Source organism: Nostoc sp. DSM 114161 (assembly GCF_052692665.1).
The window spans coordinates 6,060,555-6,078,216 of record NZ_CP195141.1 but is presented as its reverse complement, the minus strand read 5'-3'; the positions used below and the strand labels follow the sequence as shown (position 1 = coordinate 6,078,216).

At 39.2% G+C, this 17,662-nt stretch carries 16 protein-coding genes; 6 read left to right on the top strand and 10 right to left on the bottom strand.

Annotated elements, in window-relative coordinates:
* Nucleotides 1–376 precede the first annotated feature (376 nt).
* The 5 genes from NSTC745_RS25750 to NSTC745_RS25730 all read left to right on the top strand — a co-directional run bounded on the left by NSTC745_RS25750 (nucleotide 377) and on the right by NSTC745_RS25730 (nucleotide 6,893).
* On the top strand, nucleotides 377–562 hold the full coding sequence (locus tag NSTC745_RS25750) for a hypothetical protein (protein ID WP_445633514.1): 186 nt from the start codon (nucleotides 377–379) through the stop codon (nucleotides 560–562).
* Nucleotides 563–799: 237 nt separating this feature from the next.
* Nucleotides 800–1,393: a helix-turn-helix domain-containing protein gene (locus tag NSTC745_RS25745; RefSeq protein WP_445633513.1), complete on the top strand. Its 594-nt coding sequence runs from the start codon at nucleotides 800–802 to the stop codon at nucleotides 1,391–1,393.
* A gap of 25 nt (nucleotides 1,394–1,418) precedes the next feature.
* Complete coding sequence (locus NSTC745_RS25740) at nucleotides 1,419–4,493, top strand: peptidase domain-containing ABC transporter (RefSeq protein ID WP_445633512.1); 3,075 nt, start codon at nucleotides 1,419–1,421, stop codon at nucleotides 4,491–4,493.
* 58 nt (nucleotides 4,494–4,551) lie between these two features.
* A complete protein-coding gene (locus NSTC745_RS25735) occupies nucleotides 4,552–6,063 on the top strand; it encodes an HlyD family efflux transporter periplasmic adaptor subunit (protein WP_445633511.1) in 1,512 nt (503 codons plus the stop codon).
* 41 nt (nucleotides 6,064–6,104) lie between these two features.
* Nucleotides 6,105–6,893, top strand: coding sequence for a peptidylprolyl isomerase (locus tag NSTC745_RS25730; RefSeq protein ID WP_445633510.1), 789 nt, complete (start codon nucleotides 6,105–6,107; stop codon nucleotides 6,891–6,893).
* A 146-nt stretch (nucleotides 6,894–7,039) separates the two neighbouring features.
* On the opposite strand, the gene NSTC745_RS25725 is transcribed toward NSTC745_RS25730, so the two are convergent.
* The 10 genes from NSTC745_RS25725 to NSTC745_RS25680 form a co-directional block, all read right to left on the bottom strand.
* A complete protein-coding gene (locus NSTC745_RS25725) occupies nucleotides 7,040–7,822 on the bottom strand; it encodes a peptidylprolyl isomerase (RefSeq protein WP_445633509.1) in 783 nt (260 codons plus the stop codon).
* 263 nt (nucleotides 7,823–8,085) lie between these two features.
* Entirely contained in the window at nucleotides 8,086–9,123 is a 1,038-nt protein-coding gene (locus NSTC745_RS25720) for an aldo/keto reductase (RefSeq protein ID WP_445633508.1), read from the bottom strand.
* Nucleotides 9,120–10,220: a T3SS effector HopA1 family protein gene (locus NSTC745_RS25715; protein WP_445633507.1), complete on the bottom strand. Its 1,101-nt coding sequence runs from the start codon at nucleotides 10,218–10,220 to the stop codon at nucleotides 9,120–9,122. Before NSTC745_RS25715 ends, NSTC745_RS25720 begins: the two co-directional genes overlap by 4 nt.
* 65 nt (nucleotides 10,221–10,285) lie before the next feature.
* Nucleotides 10,286–11,449, bottom strand: coding sequence for a phosphotransferase (locus NSTC745_RS25710; protein WP_445633506.1), 1,164 nt, complete (start codon nucleotides 11,447–11,449; stop codon nucleotides 10,286–10,288).
* Between the two features lie 353 nt (nucleotides 11,450–11,802).
* Complete coding sequence (locus NSTC745_RS25705; RefSeq protein ID WP_445633505.1) at nucleotides 11,803–12,000, bottom strand: hypothetical protein; 198 nt, start codon at nucleotides 11,998–12,000, stop codon at nucleotides 11,803–11,805.
* A gap of 70 nt (nucleotides 12,001–12,070) precedes the next feature.
* Nucleotides 12,071–12,268, bottom strand: coding sequence for a hypothetical protein (locus NSTC745_RS25700; RefSeq protein WP_341529310.1), 198 nt, complete (start codon nucleotides 12,266–12,268; stop codon nucleotides 12,071–12,073).
* Between the two features lie 70 nt (nucleotides 12,269–12,338).
* Nucleotides 12,339–12,536, bottom strand: a complete 198-nt coding sequence (locus NSTC745_RS25695) for a hypothetical protein (protein WP_341529309.1) — start codon at nucleotides 12,534–12,536, stop codon at nucleotides 12,339–12,341.
* Between the two features lie 70 nt (nucleotides 12,537–12,606).
* Complete coding sequence (locus tag NSTC745_RS25690) at nucleotides 12,607–12,804, bottom strand: hypothetical protein (RefSeq protein WP_341529309.1); 198 nt, start codon at nucleotides 12,802–12,804, stop codon at nucleotides 12,607–12,609.
* 1,060 nt (nucleotides 12,805–13,864) lie between these two features.
* Complete coding sequence (locus NSTC745_RS25685; RefSeq protein WP_445633504.1) at nucleotides 13,865–14,284, bottom strand: COG3650 family protein; 420 nt, start codon at nucleotides 14,282–14,284, stop codon at nucleotides 13,865–13,867.
* 621 nt (nucleotides 14,285–14,905) lie between these two features.
* Nucleotides 14,906–15,418, bottom strand: coding sequence for a hypothetical protein (locus tag NSTC745_RS25680; protein ID WP_445633503.1), 513 nt, complete (start codon nucleotides 15,416–15,418; stop codon nucleotides 14,906–14,908).
* Between the two features lie 928 nt (nucleotides 15,419–16,346).
* Between NSTC745_RS25680 and NSTC745_RS25675 the strand changes: the two genes are divergently transcribed.
* Complete coding sequence (locus NSTC745_RS25675) at nucleotides 16,347–17,654, top strand: efflux RND transporter periplasmic adaptor subunit (protein WP_445633502.1); 1,308 nt, start codon at nucleotides 16,347–16,349, stop codon at nucleotides 17,652–17,654.
* The last annotated feature ends 8 nt before the right edge of the window (nucleotides 17,655–17,662 follow it).

Genomic DNA, 17,662 nt, shown 5'->3' with positions numbered 1-17,662 from the left:
AAAATTATGATAACGAACCGCAAAGTACGCTAAGTACACAAAGAAAGATGGGAAAGAAGGTGTTCACAAACAATTTAGGATCGCTATACCTACTTAATAGCCCACTTGTTAATTAGATAGTAGCCGTGAGTGCGATCGCTACTTTCCATACCAGTCATTGACAATTTGCTTTACCAGAAATTCTGTTATTCACCAGGCAGATGATTTTTGATGATACTAAGTTGCAATCAGATATAGTATTTCTCCCCCTACCTCCCCTGCTTCCCCTGCCTGCCAAAACTAATATTTTTGACCGCAACTCGGTATGAAAATATTCCTTTAGGGACTTCCAAGTAAAAAAATATTCCATAGAAGATTGTTGGCTGTTGACCGTTGATTGTTTACAGTCAACAACTTGAAGCTGTTGTTTATTTTTTGGAGTTCCCTTAGTTTAGCTGTTTGGGGAATTCGCCAACGGTATCCGTATCTCGGCGGTCACCCTATTACAGGTCGCTATAACATAGCGATCGCAGAAATCTTTGCTCTGCTGAGTGTAACAATTTTATATCTAGGTAGTGGATAAACTCAGTATATAAAACTATATTTTATAAAAGTTAACTTTTTCTTTACCTTACTTACGGAGGATAAGTAAGCATATTAACTCTCTCTATAAGGAGATGGGCTGAGGTACATGTCAACTTATATTGATATTTGACTAAATTTTCTTTATTTAATGAAATTTGCAACTGTTATAGAAATGGTAACTTTTTTGCTTTACCTAACATTATAAATTGAATAAAAGGTATAGGTGATAAAAAGAATGTCAAAGCATGTCAGTAAGCCTCAAGAATTTGAAAAGTACGACTTTAGTTGTAGTAAGTATTTAACATCGTTTCAGAGGAAGGTGCTATTGAAGCATCTACAAGAAGATTTGCAACCAGAGTATCGTCGCAGATTAGAAATAATGCTACTAGCAGATATGGGTAAATCTCAAACTCAAATCTGTCAAATATTAGGTTGTTCTCAAGAAATGGCACGGTATTGGATTGCTGTAGCACAAGCTGGTATAGCACACACATGGAATGAACGGGCTATAGGCAGACCCAAGACTGTTAATGCTGAATATATTGAACGTTTGCAACAATTGGTAAGTCATCATCCTCATGAGTACGGCTATCCTTTTCGGTGTTGGACAGCTCAATGGTTAAGCAAACATTTAGCCAAAGAATTTGGTGTAGAAATCAGCGTTCGCCATATGTACCGGTTACTCAAACAACTGGGACTTTCGACAAAACAAAAACATTCCTCTAGTAAACAATCAACTAAGGATAAAGATACAGCCATTACCATTTGTGATTTGCAATCTAATGAGGCTAGTTTTGATTGGTCATTTGATTTGAACCTAACTAAATAATTAACTGTTGGGTGGAGGAGAAGCAATGGTATCGGTGTTTTCAAAGCAACAGGTCGGTGAATTTATTACCCAGACCTTGGGAGAGAGACTTTCATCAGAGGAACTGCAAACTTGTCTAACAGCAACAGAAATAGTAGAACCACCAACTGCCAAGCAGTTTTGGCAAGCAGTAGAAGCAGAAAGGGGCATCTATATCATCCTAGAAGGTAAAGTCAGACTGTTGGATAATGACAACTTAATTGCCACCATTACAGCAGGGTCATCATTTGGTGAAGTAACGTTGTTTCCAGAAGATGACTTCGGATATTACACTGCTAGAGCTTCTACAAATTTAAAGCTTTGTTTTCTCAAGCAAGAAATATTACAACCGTTAATTAATAAATATCCGACAATCCGCGATCGCTTATATCATCAAGCAGAAGTTTTTGACTTATTGCTGTGTTTCCATTCTCAATTACCTCCCAATACTAGTACCCAGCCCATACTTAAAGCCTTATCACTATTTGAGCGGCACTATCTAGATATTGGCTCTGTCCCTACAACACTATGCAAAGAGTCTAAGCTGTGGTTGCTGCATCGAGGTGAATTATTAGATTCGGACGGTCACAAACTGACTCCAGGCAACATCTATCCTGCAAGAAAACGAGGTAGTTGGCAAGCGACACAACCAACAATTGTCTACTGTCTGCGAACTTCTAATTGGTCAGCAGCAAGACAATTCTGGCCTCTATTGACAGAATTTCTTGGTTCAGAATCAGACTCAAAAGTGATTGCACATGAAGGCTTTAAGACTCAGCATAAAAAGTCTTCTCAAAGAAAATTCGTTAACGAAAGAAAAACTATTCCATTTCGCCCGCGAACTTCGCCAACAAAACAAAAGCAGGAATTACGACGAGCTTATTTTCCTAGTCCCAAGGTAAAAGTAGGGCAACTATGGGGACACTTCAGCAAGCGTTATCCATACTTTGCTCAACAAAGTGCTTCTGACTGTGGGGCAGCTTGCCTAGTAATGATTGGTCGCTATTGGGGTAAGCACTTTAGCGTTAATCGCTTGCGGGATACAGCTAATGTTGGTCGCAGTGGTGCATCACTACGAGGTTTAACAGCAGCAGCAGAAAGCATCGGTTTTACTACCCGACCAGTTAAAGCCAGTCTTGATAAGTTAGCACAACAACCTCTACCTGCGATCGCGCATTGGGAAGGCAAACATTATATAGTTGTATATGAAATTACACCCAAAAAGGTAATTGTCGGCGATCCGGCGATCGGTCAACGTAGCCTCACTCATGCTGAATTTAAAGCTGGTTGGACAGGTAATGCTTTATTATTGCAACCTACAGCTTTACTTGAAGAAACTCTAGAAGAAAGAACGCCATTGTGGCAGTTTCTAGAGTTAGTTAAACCCCACTGGAAAGTATTGTTAGAAGTATTTATCGCTAGTGTATTTATTCAACTTTTTGGATTAATAACACCGCTATTTACTCAGCTACTTTTAGACCGAGTAATTGTCCAAGGTAGTATCCTAACTTTAAATGCCGTGGGGTTAGGGTTGGTGATATTTGGTTTATTCCGCGTAGCCATGACTGGACTGCGGCAATATCTATTAGATCACACTGCTAACCGCGTAGGAGTGGCGCTAATGGTAGGTTTTATTAAACATACCTACCGCCTACCTTTATCCTTTTTTGAGTCGCGTTATGTTGGCGATATTGTTTCTCGCGTCCAAGAAAATCAAAAAATTCAACGTTTTCTTACTGGTGAAGCACTGTCAATAATTCTAGATTTGTTGACAGTATTTATCTATGTGGGATTGATGTTTTGGTACAGTTGGCAAATGGCTTTGTTAGCACTTTTAATTGTGCCACCATTTGTTCTACTAGCGTTGTTTGCTACGCCTTTCTTTCGCCGCATTAACCAAGAAATTTTTAATGCTTTAGCCAATGAAAGTAGTTATTTGATTCAATCTTTGAATGGGATTCGCTCAATTCGCTCAATGGCAGTAGAACAGACAGTACGTTGGCATTGGGAAGAGTTGCTAAACAATTTCATTAAAAAAATGTTTAGTGCCCAGGTAATTGGCAACCAATTTCAAATTTTTAGTTCTACAATCCAATCGTTAATAACTACTGGTTTACTTTGGTATGGAGCATGGTTAGTAATTCAAAATCAACTCACCATAGGACAACTAGTCGCTTTTAATATGTTGTTAGGCAACATTATTCAACCTTTTCAGCGACTAACCGCATTGTGGAATCAGGTACAAGAAGTTATTGTTTCCACAGAACGCATCAATGATGTTTTAGAAGCAGAACCAGAAGAAGATTTACAACATCAACCACGCCAGTTTTTATCTAAGTTACGAGGTAATATCCGTTTTGAAAATGTCACTTTTCGCTATCACCCAGAAAGTGAAACTAATGTGCTAGAAAACTTGAGCTTTGAAATTAAGCCCGAACAAGCAGTAGCAGTTGTAGGGCGGAGTGGTTCGGGAAAAACTACACTTTCCAAGCTAATCTTAGGCTTATATCCAGCAACAGAAGGCAACATATTAATTGACGGTCATGATGTGAGTAGTATTGCCTTGCGATCGCTCCGGGAGCAAATAGGGGTAGTCGATCAAGATACTTTTTTGTTTGGTGGTACGATTCGAGAGAATATTAGTATTGCTCACCCAGAAGCCAGTCTTGAAGAAATTATCGAGGCGGCACGTTTGGCTGGGGCAGATGAATTTATTCAGCAATTACCTTTGGGTTACGAAACCCAAATTGGTGAAGGCGGCGGTATGCTTTCTGGGGGACAACGCCAACGCCTAGCAATTGCCCGTGCTTTGTTGGGTAATCCCCGGTTATTGATTTTTGATGAAGCAACCAGCCATCTAGATTCTGAATCGGAACGCATCATTCAGAAAAACTTGAAAACTATTCTCAAAGGACGTACCAGCCTGATCATTGCCCATCGTCTGTCTACTGTCCGCAACGCTGATTTAATTTTAGTTTTCGATCGCGGCGTTTTAGTTGAGAGTGGTACTCATGACGAACTAATTGCCAAAAAAGGACATTATTACTACCTCAACCAACAACAATTAACACCAGCTAGTTGATTGTTTAGCTGATTAGCTTAACTATTAATCACTATTGACAATGGATTAAGAATTGCTTATGCCAAACCAATATCGCAATTCATCATCGGCGATCGCCAAAATTGAAGATGAAAAAACTACAGTCACTCAAACTGATGATACTAACAATTGGTCATACAGTACCGAAGAACTCTTAGATGCTTTACCCAAAGCTTGGACGCGCTCTTTATTGTATGCCCTAGTAGGTTTTACAGCGATCGCTTTACCTTGGGCGATGTTATCAAAAGTAGATGAGACGGGTAGTGCAAGGGGTAGTATCGAGCCGCAAGGTGCAACCCTAAAATTAGACTCTCAAGCAGATGGGAGAGTCACATCTGTGAGGGTGAAAGAGGGAGACAAAGTAAAAGCGGGACAAATTCTCTTGAATATCGAATCTAATATTTTGCAAACGCAACTCCAGCAAGCTGAAGCAAAACTATCTGGACTACAAAATCAGCGATCGCAATTTGATGTCCTCAAAAACCAAATACAGTTATCGCTTAATGTTCAAGAGCAGCAAAACCAATCTCAAGCTTTAGAAAAGATGTCTCAAGTCAACCAGGCGAAACAAGACTTGGATGCAAAACAAAGTACATATAACCTACAGAAATTAGAAAAACAAGCATTAGTTAATCAAGCACAGCAACAAATTAAAGCATCTCAAGATACTCAAAAATCTGCTAAAAGTCGTTTAAGTATAGATTCAAGACAAGTTGAACGCTTTAGCAAACTGATAAATGAGGGTGCAGTTTCCGCCACCCAAGTCGATCAACTCCAAAAACAACAAGAAGAAAGCAAACAACTTTACGAAAAAGCTACATCAGATATTAAACAATCGCAACTGCAATTAACTGAAGAACAAAATCGTTATCAAACAACTATGAATCAGTTAGAGTCTGATATTAAACAAGCCAGACTCCGACTGCAAGAAGAGGAAAATAGTTATCGGAGTTTGCAGCAAGCAGGAACACTGGCGCTGCTAAGAAATCAGCAACAACTCAAAGACTTGCAAACAAAAATTGCTGGTTTAGATTCTCAAATTGCTCAAACTAAAAGCCAAATTGTATCGTTAAAGCTTCAGTTACAACAGAGAATAGTGCGATCGCCTGTTGATGGTATGATTTTTGACCTGCCCATTGACAAACCTGGTTCTGTAGTCCAACCAGGACAAAGGATTGCTCAAATTGCGCCTGAAAATACTCCTTTAATCCTCAAAGCCGAAATGCCCAGCACTCAAAGCGGTTTCTTAAAGGAAGGGATGCCAGTAAAAATTAAGTTCGATGCTTATCCTTTCCAAGATTATGGAGTAGTACGAGGGCGGGTAAATTGGGTTTCACCAGACTCTAAAGTTACTCAAAGTAATCAAGGCAATACCCAAAGTTTTGAATTAAAAATATCTCTGGATCGTCATTATATTCAATCTGGAAATAAACGTATTCTCCTAACTCCAGGGCAAACAGCAACAGCAGAAGTAATTATCCGCCAGCGTCACCTGATTGACTATATTTTAGATCCATTTAAAAAGTTGCAAACTGGGGGCTTAGAACTTTAGATTATTAGTATTACACAAGTTAATATTTGGAGAATTGCCTAATGGAAAAAGATTTAACTATCTTGAGCAAAGACATTCTTGAACAAGTAAAATTATCATGTCAAATTCCTACTGTTGTGGAAGCGATCGCTACTCGTAAAATTATTAAAGCGGCGGCTAATCAAGTAGGAATTAAAACTGAGGCTGAAGAACTCCAACAAGCTGCGAATGGTTTGCGTATATCTAATAAACTCGTCAAAGCAGAAGATACTTGGGCATGGCTAGAAAAACATCATCTTTCTCTGGATGATTTTGAAGAGTTAGCATCTACCAACCTACTTTCTAAGAAGTTAGCAATACATTTATTTGGCAATGAAGTTGAACGCATATTTTACGAACACCAACTTGATTATACCGGAGCAGTTATTTATCAAGTAATTTTAGACGATCGAGACTTGGCTTTAGAACTATTTTATGCCCTACAAGAAGGTGAAATAACTTTTCAAGAACTGGCTCGACAATACATTCAAGAACCAGAAATCCGCCGGGCTGGAGGATATTTAGGAATCCAGCGTCGGGCTGAAATGAAGCCAGAAATTGCCGCAGCAGTTTTTGCTGCCACACCACCACAAATTTTGAAGCCAATTATGACCCAAAAAGGCGTGCATTTAATTCGAGTTGAAGAAATAATTCAACCACAATTAGATGAGCAACTGCGCGTGAAGATATTAGGTGAATTATTTACGAATTGGTTAAAGCAACAAATAGCCGAACTGAAAATTTTGATTCAAATGGAAGATAAGAATATTCAAACTGAGGTTGATAAGCCTAAACTAGCAAACGCCAATTAAGAAAGTTTAACAAATAATAGGGTGAGAAACTCTCACCCTATCAAGACATCCAGCTTTTTCATCTGGATGAGAACATCTTAACCCTTAGTCTCTAGTCTCTAGCCTCTGTCAACTTGTACTGCATCTAAAAGAAAAATGCTGTAATGTTAATCTTGATATACGATATTGTTCAACTTATTCTGCAACCAAGATTTAAATAGAGATTCCATTATTTGCTCTCTAACTGCTAGAGTTAATTGCAGAGGAAACCACTTTTCAACCTTGACAACTTGATAACCTAATTTAGTTTGAATAGGCCCTAAAATTTCGCCTTCTTCCACATTTTTAATAGCTTCAGCCACATCTGGCATTAGTTCTATCAAAAAGCGAGTCCCGACAAACCCACCTTTTTCTTGTGATGTCTTACCTTTTGAGTATTCCAACGCTAAGGCACAGAATGAAGCGTGTCCCTCGCGTAGTAACTGGACAATTTTCCAAGCTGTTGCTAAGTCTACAACAAGAATCTGCGATATCGCCACTCGTTTGTAGCGATCGCGGTTTCTCATATATTCACCATCTACACTCGGCCCAAATAAATATTCTTTCAGTTGTTTCTCTAAAAGCCCTATTTTAATTCCTTGTACCCAGTCTTCCATACTAATACGCTGCTGGTCTAACCAAGCGATCGTTTCCTGCATTCCCCATAACTTATGTTTTTGGCGAAAATCATCTCCAGCAGCTTGTATTTCCTCTTCCGAGACAGTAATACCAAACTCTTCGCAAGCGGCTAAAATTTGTGCTTCCCTTTCAGCCAAAGCCAAAAATTCCGCAAACTTAGCCGAACGGCGCAGATATGCAATTACATCTGCATCCGTCGCTGTAGGGATGGATAATGGAGCCAATTCTTGTGCATATCCATTAAGAGTACTTTCTGACAAATGTTTTTGCATGGCTGTTGTTTTATATAGATGTGTTTTTCAGCTAAAAAACATTTAGTTTGCATATTGAAATGACATTATCTTCTTGTGGGGTGGGCATCTTGCCCGCCCTAATTATGCAAGTTAAATGTAGAACAGCTTAAGTAGAAGGACTAAATTAAACTAAAAAAGAGGTTGCCGGGTTTCGACTGCGCTCAACCCTCGTCTTCTTTAGGATCGAGCATTGAGCGTAGTCGAAATGCGTCTTATAAATAATTGTGTCCGCCTACTTATTACTACTTAGAACTGCTAACTAATAGCCTTTCTGGTGAAATATCTTGAATCTTCACCCGTCGGCGATGCAAATCTCCATACAGATTTAGATAGTCCAATTCTTCAGGCGTTAGTTTCCCCTTTTGGACACTCGCAACTGCTGCATCAACCTCCTGACGATTTCGTAAACCTGTTAATGCCACATCCACACAGTTCTGGCTTAAAGAATAGCGATATAAATCGGGAACTGAAGGTATCCAGCATCCAGAGGGTAGCCCAACGGGAGGATTCCACAATGCCGGGCCAGACATACCAGCAGATTTAAAGGTGACAATACCAGGGCGATGGGGGTCGTTGGCATCTAAATGAGGAAAAACCTTAGTCTGGGCGGTACGGTGGGCAACGTTGTGTCTGACCATAGCAACATCCAACCAAGGGCTATTTAACCATTGTTTTGCTAAATCGTGGTCATGGAAAGAAGCACCAATGTAACGCACAGCACCCATTTTTTTGAGGCGTTCTGAGATACCAAACACTCTTTCTATAGTCCGTTGACAAACTGTATTTGGCCCGCGAATATCATCAGAAGCACTCACACACCTTTCAAAAGCACTAGCATTATGTTGGTCAATCCAACCCCAGAAGAACACATCAATATAATCAATTCCCAAGTCTGAGAACTGATCGAACAAATAACTAAATATTGTCTCTGGAGACCTAACAATATAAGTGACAGTTGCTAAAACTACCTTTTCTCGCACCGAAGATTTACGCCCACATAATTTACGTAGCGTATCAGCCATCGTGCTGTAAAAATATTGATGCAAATCGCTAGAGTAAAAAAAGTAGTTAATTCCTTGCTCAAAGGCGTAAAGAGTATCTTCGCTAGAAATACGACCACCACCGCCTAATCCTAAACAACTAACTGTTAAGTCAGTCCGTCCAAGTTTACGGTAAAAAGGCAAGTCCGACTCAGGAAATTTACTGTTAGCTTGGGCAATTTCAGCTTCTAAATTTACAGGTTGTGGTTCAACTATAGGTGAAAGATTAGTAATTTTCATAATTCTAAAGCTGTATATATATCTTCAGACTTAGCATTGAGATAAGGACGCTGCAATTCAATTTTCAATAGAGAAAATTGTTGCAAAATCTCTTGTAGCCGCACTGACGGCGAATTATCTCCTTTACTCCAAGCTTCTAACAATCCCTTGGCGACTATTTGACAGCGATTTGTGCCAAAACTTTCTTTTTGGGCAAATTTATGGTTTGGTTCTTCGGCGATCGCCAATCCTGGTGCTAACTGCTTAGTAAACAAAGGTACTTCAGGTTTAAAATCAGATTGGTGTTCTATATACACCTTTTGTAATACTGATTGAACAGCTTGGTAGTTATTTTTATTAAAGTAAAGTACCGCCGAATCATAACGCCCGTAGTCTTTTGGGTTATATAACGCTTTAAATTTGAAGGGAACGGAAATGTTATTTAATTGGGTAGTTAAGCTACCCATGATGGTAACTGCCCCGGCGGGAGTTAAGTTAAAATAGACACGTACAACATCTTCTGATTTACATGGCCCTGCATTGCCAACCGCCATATAAAAGCCATTTTGGACTAAATTCTTCGGCATTTTGATGGCAACTACATCACCAATAGAAGGACTTTGTACATCCAGTTGGAGATGCTTTGCTGGATTGATATGTAGTGTCAAACCTCCTTGTTGTACAGCTAACACGCCATCATTTTCTTGTTTAATTACTTGCCAACCAGGGCTAAAGTAACCCTCTGTAGTGTTACTTTCGTGGAGGCGATCGTAAAACGCCACGTCCACACCTAAGTAAGTGTTGTTTTCTAAATTTTGGTTTATATCTGAATCATTTACATTACTATCATTTGCTAAGGCAAGTTTTAAAGAAGCATTGTAATATATACCGTAGAGAAAAGTAGACAATCGCTGGTTAAGAAATTTACTTTGCATAGTTAAGGGTAAATTTTGAAAGCGGGAAACTACTTCAGGTGGTAATTCTAAAGATTTATAGCATGGGTGGCTAATACAAAAGTGTGAGTGAATTTGCACTTGATTAACAATGTCAAGCAGTGAAGCCTGCAATGACTCTGGAATAGCTTTTGTGTTAATTTGTGGCGAATCTAATAGTTGCATAATATTTTTTTTCACTACAAATACAAAAATATAGAGAATCCAGAATTAATTATTCTCATTCACTCTTAAACGGCTATAGCCCTAGACTCTATACCTAAAGCTGATGCTTCCATACCAAAGATTGTGGAAATAGATTGTTCTGGACGACATAACAAAGATTTAGCAACCTGAAGCATACAAATATCCATATTCCCAAAGGACTTTTGATATTGAAGCCTTGATTGAATAGCAGTAATCAACATCCAGCCAGAATATTGCACGACTCGCCGCATGAAATCAGAACGACGCTGTAAAATTTGAGGGAACTCAGCAATATAAGCGATCGCCAAAGCAGCAAGCGAAGGTTGCAGTAGTTCCAATGGCGTAGTCGCCATTCGTAAAGACTCATCAATACTCATCGTCTTACTTGTAATCAAGCTTTTCATCCACATCAGTAGATAGCTACCGATGAGTGTACCTAAATCAAACGCTGGATCTCCCCAACCGCATCGTTCCCAATCAATAAAACGCACCAGAGGAGATTTAGCTTGCTGCCAATCATTAGACAATAAGATATTGTTTAGCTTCAGGTCATTATGGGTCAAACAACAAGGAGCTAAAGAAGAACCAAGTTCGGCAATTGCTTGGCTTAAGCTTTCATAACGTTGATAAAGACTAAAGAATTTTAAACCATCGGCGGGGACTGAACCAAAAATTTCCGGGCCAATCCGTTCTAAGTTCCGCACCAAATGGGTAACTATATCGGGGGATTGATTATCCTGGTTTTGCGAAAAAAAGTCTTGATAATCTTGGTTATTGAAACTCAATCGATGAATTTTAGCGAGAATCGTGCCGATGGAAGTAGCAATCTGCGGAGGAAAGAGATTTTCCCTAGCGTAGAAGTCCATCAAGTCATGATAATTATTTAAGTAATTTAAAACAATAATTGAATATTCAGGATGAAAGTAGATCCCCTCTGACAGCCAAAAGCGCATTTCGCTTAGTTCGGGGAATCGATGTAAAAATTCCTGAATCTGCCACTCACGCAAAAATTCGCCAGATGTATTTCCGTCTCGGTTACGACGTTCTTGTTTAACAAGGAGTTGGCGATCGCCCGCCAAAGTCAGTAATAAGTTAAAATTTTTAGCAGATTTGTGTTCGATTTCACATTGAGCTTTATCTTCTACGTTACATATACCCTGCTCAACCAAAAAATTGAAAACATTTTGAGAACCTAATACAAATGTCATGATACAAAACTTTAATTTCAATCAATTTACATTTTTACTTCAATAGAGACTTGACAAGTGTGCAGAATATTCGTCTCAACCTCTCTTCTTTATTAGAAGAGAGGTTTTTAGCGTTACCAACTAAAACTTTATTCCTGGCGATCGCCCTTTTATGGTATGAAAGCTAGGAAAAAGTTAAATAGGAAGTAAGAAATTTTAGCGAGCGGGTCTCAGTTAACTGAGAACCGCTATAATTAGATTTAAGAATTGATCCTCAGTCGGAGTTTGAATAACTCCGATTGAGCTTATTTGTCCCATACGGTTGGACAAATAACAGCAGTCTTTACCGATAAGGGTTCAAACATTGAATAACCCTACTTAGAGATGGAGACATCGCCACCAACACTGATGAAAGACTTATCAACTGTGTCTAGAGAAATAGATAAGAGGCTGTCGCTACCGCCTAAAGTTACAGTCATTTCGTCATCGTTGAGTTCTTTAAGAAAGGTTTCAGAATCTTCAAACAATTCAGAACCAGTGGGACGCAGTTCGGTAATTTTGATTTCAGCCATGATGTTTTCTCCTTAAACAATCTTGTGTTTGATTTTCTGGTTTGCAATTAGAGTCAAATACTTCAAGACCCTACTTGGAAATAGAGACATCGCCACCAACACTGATGAAAGACTTATCAACTGTATCGGCAGAAATTGAAACTAAGCTGTCGCTACCGCCTAAAGTTACAGTCATTTCGTCGTCGTTGAGTTCTTTAAGAAAGGTTTCAGAATCTTCAAACAATTCAGAACCAGTAGGACGCAGTTCGGTAATTTTGATTTCAGCCATGATGTTTTCTCCTTAAATAATCTTGTGTTTGATTTTCTGGTTTGCAATTAAAGTCAAATATTTCAAGACCCTACTTGGAGATGGAGACATCGCCACCAACACTAATGAAAGACTTATCAACTGTGTCGGCAGAAATGGAGAGGAGACTGTCGCTACCGCCTAAAGTTACAGTCATTTCATCATCGTTGAGTTCTTTAAGAAAGGTTTCAGAATCTTCAAACAATTCAGAACCAGTAGGACGCAGTTCGGTAATTTTGATTTCAGCCATGATGTTTTCTCCTTAAATAATCTTGTGTTTGATTTTCTGGTTTGCAATTAAAGTCAAATATTTCAAGACCCTACTTGGAGATGGAGACATCGCCACCAACACTAATGAAAGACTTATCAACTGTGTCGGCAGAAATGGAGAGGAGACTGTCGCTACCGCCTAAAGTTACAGTCATTTCGTCATCGTTGAGTTCTTTAAGAAAGGTTTCAGAATCTTCAAACAATTCAGAACCAGTAGGACGCAGTTCGGTAATTTTGATTTCAGCCATTTTCTTATCCCTAAAAAGAAGTTTTGCAGTTATCTTTGTTCAGGATTAAATTTGCTATTGCCTTAATCCTTGATTTCATTTTTACTCAAAAATTCAGCAATAACAAAGGTTTTTTCTAGATTGTTTTTGTCATAACTATTGTTTTTATGTCATAAAACAATTAGTTTTATATCAACTAAAAAATATGTAAAAAGATAGTAGTTTTATATGAACGATACTAGTGGGAATTAAGTTTAACGGGGTATTAATATATCCAAAGTTGTAGAATATTTGATATATACGGCAGCAAATAACTTGATATTAAATAGTTAATAATATAATTTTAACAATCTTGAAAGTCTTGACATCTGCATTATTTCTCACAGTATCAGTTTGTTAATGAAGGATATAGCAGCACTTTATAAGTGTTAAACAGTACTCAATGTACTTTTGGGATTTTGATATTAGCCTTGTATTTTTTAAAAGTAGTTTATTGGGAAGAACTTCAATAGAGATTGAATAGAATTCATCTTCCTATAGTTATAAGATTAATTATTTAAGGTAAGATTTTGTGAGAACTTTTAGTACAGCCATTATTAAAGGAGTTTTGTCAGGAATTTTGTTTTTGTTTTATCCTGGGTTCCATATTTGATTGCACTACCTCTAGCATTCGTCTAAATGGGGTAAAACGGTATCGCTATCTCGGCTCAATGCCAAAAGTGAACAGTTTGTCACTCAAAACGCTTCGGTTAAGAGATCTCTTCTTTGAGGTAGCACAGAGGAGTTGAGAGACAGAACTACAGCGAGTTCTCTCCTATGCATCCTTGCTAGCCTATATAGCTTCCTTACTTTTCAGACATCCTCTAAGCAAACTAGCTTAAAAATTACTTGGGAAAAATTTTTAGTTGAGAGCCTGAGTGATAGCCCTATGCACATAGAATCCAAAATCCAAAATCCAAAATTGGTAAAGGTTTGTTGACTGTTGACTGTCAACAGTAGTCAAATAACAGCCATATAGTACGATTGCTATAGGTGAGCGATCGCCCTGTCAACTACTGCAAACTATTGCTGCACCAGTACCTTATTTTTTATCAGCGCAACCTTCTAAAACTTTATTTCCCAGGATAAAAATTGCCGAGTAAGGATACTCTCTATCTGACATACCGTCGCTACAGGAATCAATTTTTTTGAGGATTAAGACATTGTTGCCTTTACCCTGAAGTCGGTAGACTCGCACCAAATCTGCGGGACGTGCCTCTGCTTTTAGGGGTGGAACATAAGAGAAGGTTTGCTTTTGTACATCTGGTGAAGAATAGACAATTCCCTTCTTGGTGACAATCACACTCCAGAATGGTTCTGTACCCCTAGCGATGAATTCTTCGCTTTTAATAGTTTGTGCAATTTCACTATTAATTAAGAATTCATTAGCAGTACTAGGGCTGTTAACCAGTAAGTTAGCACCAAATCCAAGCAAAGCAACACAACAAATGAAATTTTTCATGTATCGAGAATTTATAGCTATTAAGTGCAGCAGTTCTGCATTATTTCAATTATAATTTTTGCAACTAATAAAAATAGTTACGCTAATCCCAGCGCTAAAAGGGGATGGGATAACACGAAAGACTGTTGAATGTTAACCGTCAACCGTCAACAGTTACAGCAATTTTCACGTAAATAGACGACGTTGTAGGGACGCACAGCTGTCCCTTGGTGTCAACTTAAGCTCAAACGCTTATCCCACATACGTTTTACCCCACCCCCAACCCCTCCCCTTGCCAAGGGGAGGGGAGGTTTTGCGTCAGCAAAGCCGGGGTGGGGTAACGCGGATCTTTATGGTAAGTGAGTAGAACTCGCCGATCGCGTTTTCATCAGGGTTTCGCGTTAAGTTGACACCAATAACAGCTGTCCGCCCCTACCGAGGATTGTGGTTTAAATAGATGAAAAACGTTGTAACAGCCAATATGAAAAAATGTGTAACTTACAGCGCTTTTCATTTGGATGGAATACATGCTTGAATACTAAATTATCGTAAGGGCACAACAATGCTAAAGCCCCTACTGTGGTCTATTCAACTGCAAATTGCTGTAAATGCGCCATAGCTTATTTTCAAAAGCTGTTTCTTTTAAGCGCTAGTTGGCTCTACATAACCTTGAATATTTTCTGGCTCAAAGGAGCGTAGGATACGCGTAGCTTGGCGGGTTAACTCCTCTGTTCCTCTAACCACTATTAAATACTTGCCTGCATCTAAACGATTGCGATATGTCAAAGCATCGCCACTACCTACGGTTAAACCAACTGCACCACCAACGAAATAAGCACCTAAAACACCAGAAGCTGCTCCTAAAAGTCCACCAATAATATGATTGCCGATATCAGCGATCGCTAAAATTTTAATCCCAGTTAGATAATTAAACGCATAACCGGCAATAAATCCAAAAGGTATTAGCCAATATAATAATCGCTTTGCTCCTTTGCGAGCTTGTTGATTTGGATCGATGAGCTTGTAATCATCAGCACTTTTATAGCCATTTCCCAAAATATCTACTTGGTTTGGAGATAAACCTTCCTTTGTTAACGCAGAATAAGCTGCTTCTGCTTGTGACTTATCTGGTAAAACCGCAATCAGGTAATTCATAGGACAAAATCCAATTATATTGTTTGCAAAATTTATATTAAAAATCGGCTATCTTCTAATACAAATTCAAAATTATTAAAGCCATACTTCAAAAGGCTTTTGGGGTTTGGATGTGTTGCTGAATTTTTCAGAATTTGTCTAAGCTGATAGTCACTGATTTTCAATTTATGTTATTTAGTATTTTATATATGAAAATCTTACATAACAATTTCCCTTTTTGAATCTGAGCAACTTAAATTGCACGCACATATGAACTAGGACACCAAACCCCAAGCAATAAAACATCTTTCTAGAGAACCACTTGGAAGAAATACTTTTAATACTTTAGAAGTAACTCTCTTTTTCTTTGTTATTACACTTTTGACAGAAGCAATTGTCAAAGATATATTTTATCGTTCTGAAAGATTACTTTATTTCAATATAATTCAAGACTAATGAGCCAGAATTAAGTATGAATTTGAGTCAGATTTGCAGATGAAGAAATGGGTTTAAGACTCAGGCTAAATGGAAGATTTACGAGTCTAGCAGTTAGCGCTTTCTTTACTAGCAGGGCAAACCTACCCTTTGATGGCATTTCCTTTAAGCAGTGGAACCCCCGCTGAAGTTCTCTCATCCAAGGGGCTGCCTCAAATTAGTAAAGAAGTCCCAGACTTGAATCCCCCACTTTGTTGTTCTCAAATCTGAATTATCAATTCTTCTTCGATAACTATTCTGGAAAAAGCGTTTAAATTTTGATGTTAGATTATTGCAATTTGAAAAAAGAATTCTATTACAGATACACACGCTCAAAGCCTTGTGATATCTAGTTTTATTAATGCGTGAATTTTGAATTGCTATCACCTCGCTTTCAGCCTGATAATTTTGTGACTACTAGGCCGATCGCTGACTAATTCTAGTTGTTGTGCTTAGGCAGTTGGAGGGTAAGTCATTGGAAACTTCTAAAATTAATAATTCTGTTCTGGGAAAGCTTTCAGGAAAACAAGGGTTGTTGGTAGGTTTGGGGCTGGGTTTGGTTTTAGCTATTGGTGGGATGGCTGTGTTTTCGCGTTTTGAAACTCAGCAATCGGCTACCCCCACTCAAAATGCCCCGGCTGCAAATGCTAAAAACTCTGCATTGCCGGTGAAAGTTCAGCAAGTTGGTACTGCTACGACCGAACAAAGTTCTGATTTTGTCGGAGCCTTAGAAGCTCAGCAAAAAGTCACGCTACAGCCGCAAACTCAAGGGCGAATTGAAGCGATTCTCGTCTCTAGCGGTCAGCGAGTCCAGAAGGGAACACCCATCGCATCTTTGAGTTTAGATCAGACTCAGGCAAATGTGGCCAGTTCTATTGCCACCGTCAATGCCGCGCAAGCGGGGTTAAAAACGGCTCAAGCACAGCTACAACAAGCCGAGGCGCAGCGTACTAAAGTAGCTGCAAATGTTCAACTTCAGCAGACACAATTCAATCGCACCCAACAATTAGTCAGCGAGGGGGCGCAAGCCAGACAAGAATTAGATATTGGCAGAAATAATTTACAAGCTGCGATCGCCGATTTACAAGCCGCAGAAAAAGAAGTTGCCGCTGCTAATGCGGCAGTGCGGCAAGCACAGGCCAATATACGCGAAGCCCAAGCAGGTACGGCCGCCGCCCAAGTGAATGTTAACCTCAAACGAGTAGTATCGCCGATCGCTGGCATAGTCGGTGAATTTCCTGTAAAACTTGGAGATTATGTCAACACCGGACAAACAATTACCACAATCACCCAAAACGATGCACTGGATTTAAATCTTTCTGTACCCTCAAATAGATCGCAGCAACTGAGAGTTGGATTGCCCGTGCAGCTACTCAATCCCACCAGCCAACAAGTAATCGGCACGGGTGCGATTAACTATATTTCTCCAACGGTAAGTTCTAACCAGCAATCGATTTTAAGTAAAGCACGCTTTAGCAATTCCCAAGGGCGATTGCGCGATGGGCAATACGTTCAAGCTCGCATAATTTGGAATCGACAACCGGGTGTATTAATTCCTACCGTTGCCATTTCTCGCATCGGCGGGCAAAGTTTTGTCTTCGTCACAGAAAACACAACTGTCAACGGCAAACCGCAGCAAATTGTACATCAGCGTTTAGTGCGCCTGGGTGAGATTCAAGGCACAAATTATCAAGTCCTCGACGGACTCAAACCCGGTGAAACCATTGTCACCTCTGGCATTCTCAAACTTAGAGAAGGCACGCCCATTCAACCGCAATCCTAAATCCAGGA

What these genes read in the sequence shown, in the direction of transcription:
- NSTC745_RS25745 (WP_445633513.1), top strand. Translation starts at nt 800, where the DNA reads ATGTCAAAGCATGTCAGTAAGCCTCAAGAATTTGAAAAGTACGACTTT.
- NSTC745_RS25740 (WP_445633512.1), top strand. Translation starts at nt 1,419, where the DNA reads ATGGTATCGGTGTTTTCAAAGCAACAGGTCGGTGAATTTATTACCCAG.
- NSTC745_RS25735 (WP_445633511.1), top strand. Translation starts at nt 4,552, where the DNA reads ATGCCAAACCAATATCGCAATTCATCATCGGCGATCGCCAAAATTGAA.
- NSTC745_RS25730 (WP_445633510.1), top strand. Translation starts at nt 6,105, where the DNA reads ATGGAAAAAGATTTAACTATCTTGAGCAAAGACATTCTTGAACAAGTA.
- NSTC745_RS25725 (WP_445633509.1), bottom strand. Translation starts at nt 7,822, where the DNA reads ATGCAAAAACATTTGTCAGAAAGTACTCTTAATGGATATGCACAAGAA.
- NSTC745_RS25720 (WP_445633508.1), bottom strand. Translation starts at nt 9,123, where the DNA reads ATGAAAATTACTAATCTTTCACCTATAGTTGAACCACAACCTGTAAAT.
- NSTC745_RS25715 (WP_445633507.1), bottom strand. Translation starts at nt 10,220, where the DNA reads ATGCAACTATTAGATTCGCCACAAATTAACACAAAAGCTATTCCAGAG.
- NSTC745_RS25710 (WP_445633506.1), bottom strand. Translation starts at nt 11,449, where the DNA reads ATGACATTTGTATTAGGTTCTCAAAATGTTTTCAATTTTTTGGTTGAG.
- NSTC745_RS25705 (WP_445633505.1), bottom strand. Translation starts at nt 12,000, where the DNA reads ATGGCTGAAATCAAAATTACCGAACTGCGTCCCACTGGTTCTGAATTG.
- NSTC745_RS25700 (WP_341529310.1), bottom strand. Translation starts at nt 12,268, where the DNA reads ATGGCTGAAATCAAAATTACCGAACTGCGTCCTACTGGTTCTGAATTG.
- NSTC745_RS25695 (WP_341529309.1), bottom strand. Translation starts at nt 12,536, where the DNA reads ATGGCTGAAATCAAAATTACCGAACTGCGTCCTACTGGTTCTGAATTG.
- NSTC745_RS25690 (WP_341529309.1), bottom strand. Translation starts at nt 12,804, where the DNA reads ATGGCTGAAATCAAAATTACCGAACTGCGTCCTACTGGTTCTGAATTG.
- NSTC745_RS25685 (WP_445633504.1), bottom strand. Translation starts at nt 14,284, where the DNA reads ATGAAAAATTTCATTTGTTGTGTTGCTTTGCTTGGATTTGGTGCTAAC.
- NSTC745_RS25680 (WP_445633503.1), bottom strand. Translation starts at nt 15,418, where the DNA reads ATGAATTACCTGATTGCGGTTTTACCAGATAAGTCACAAGCAGAAGCA.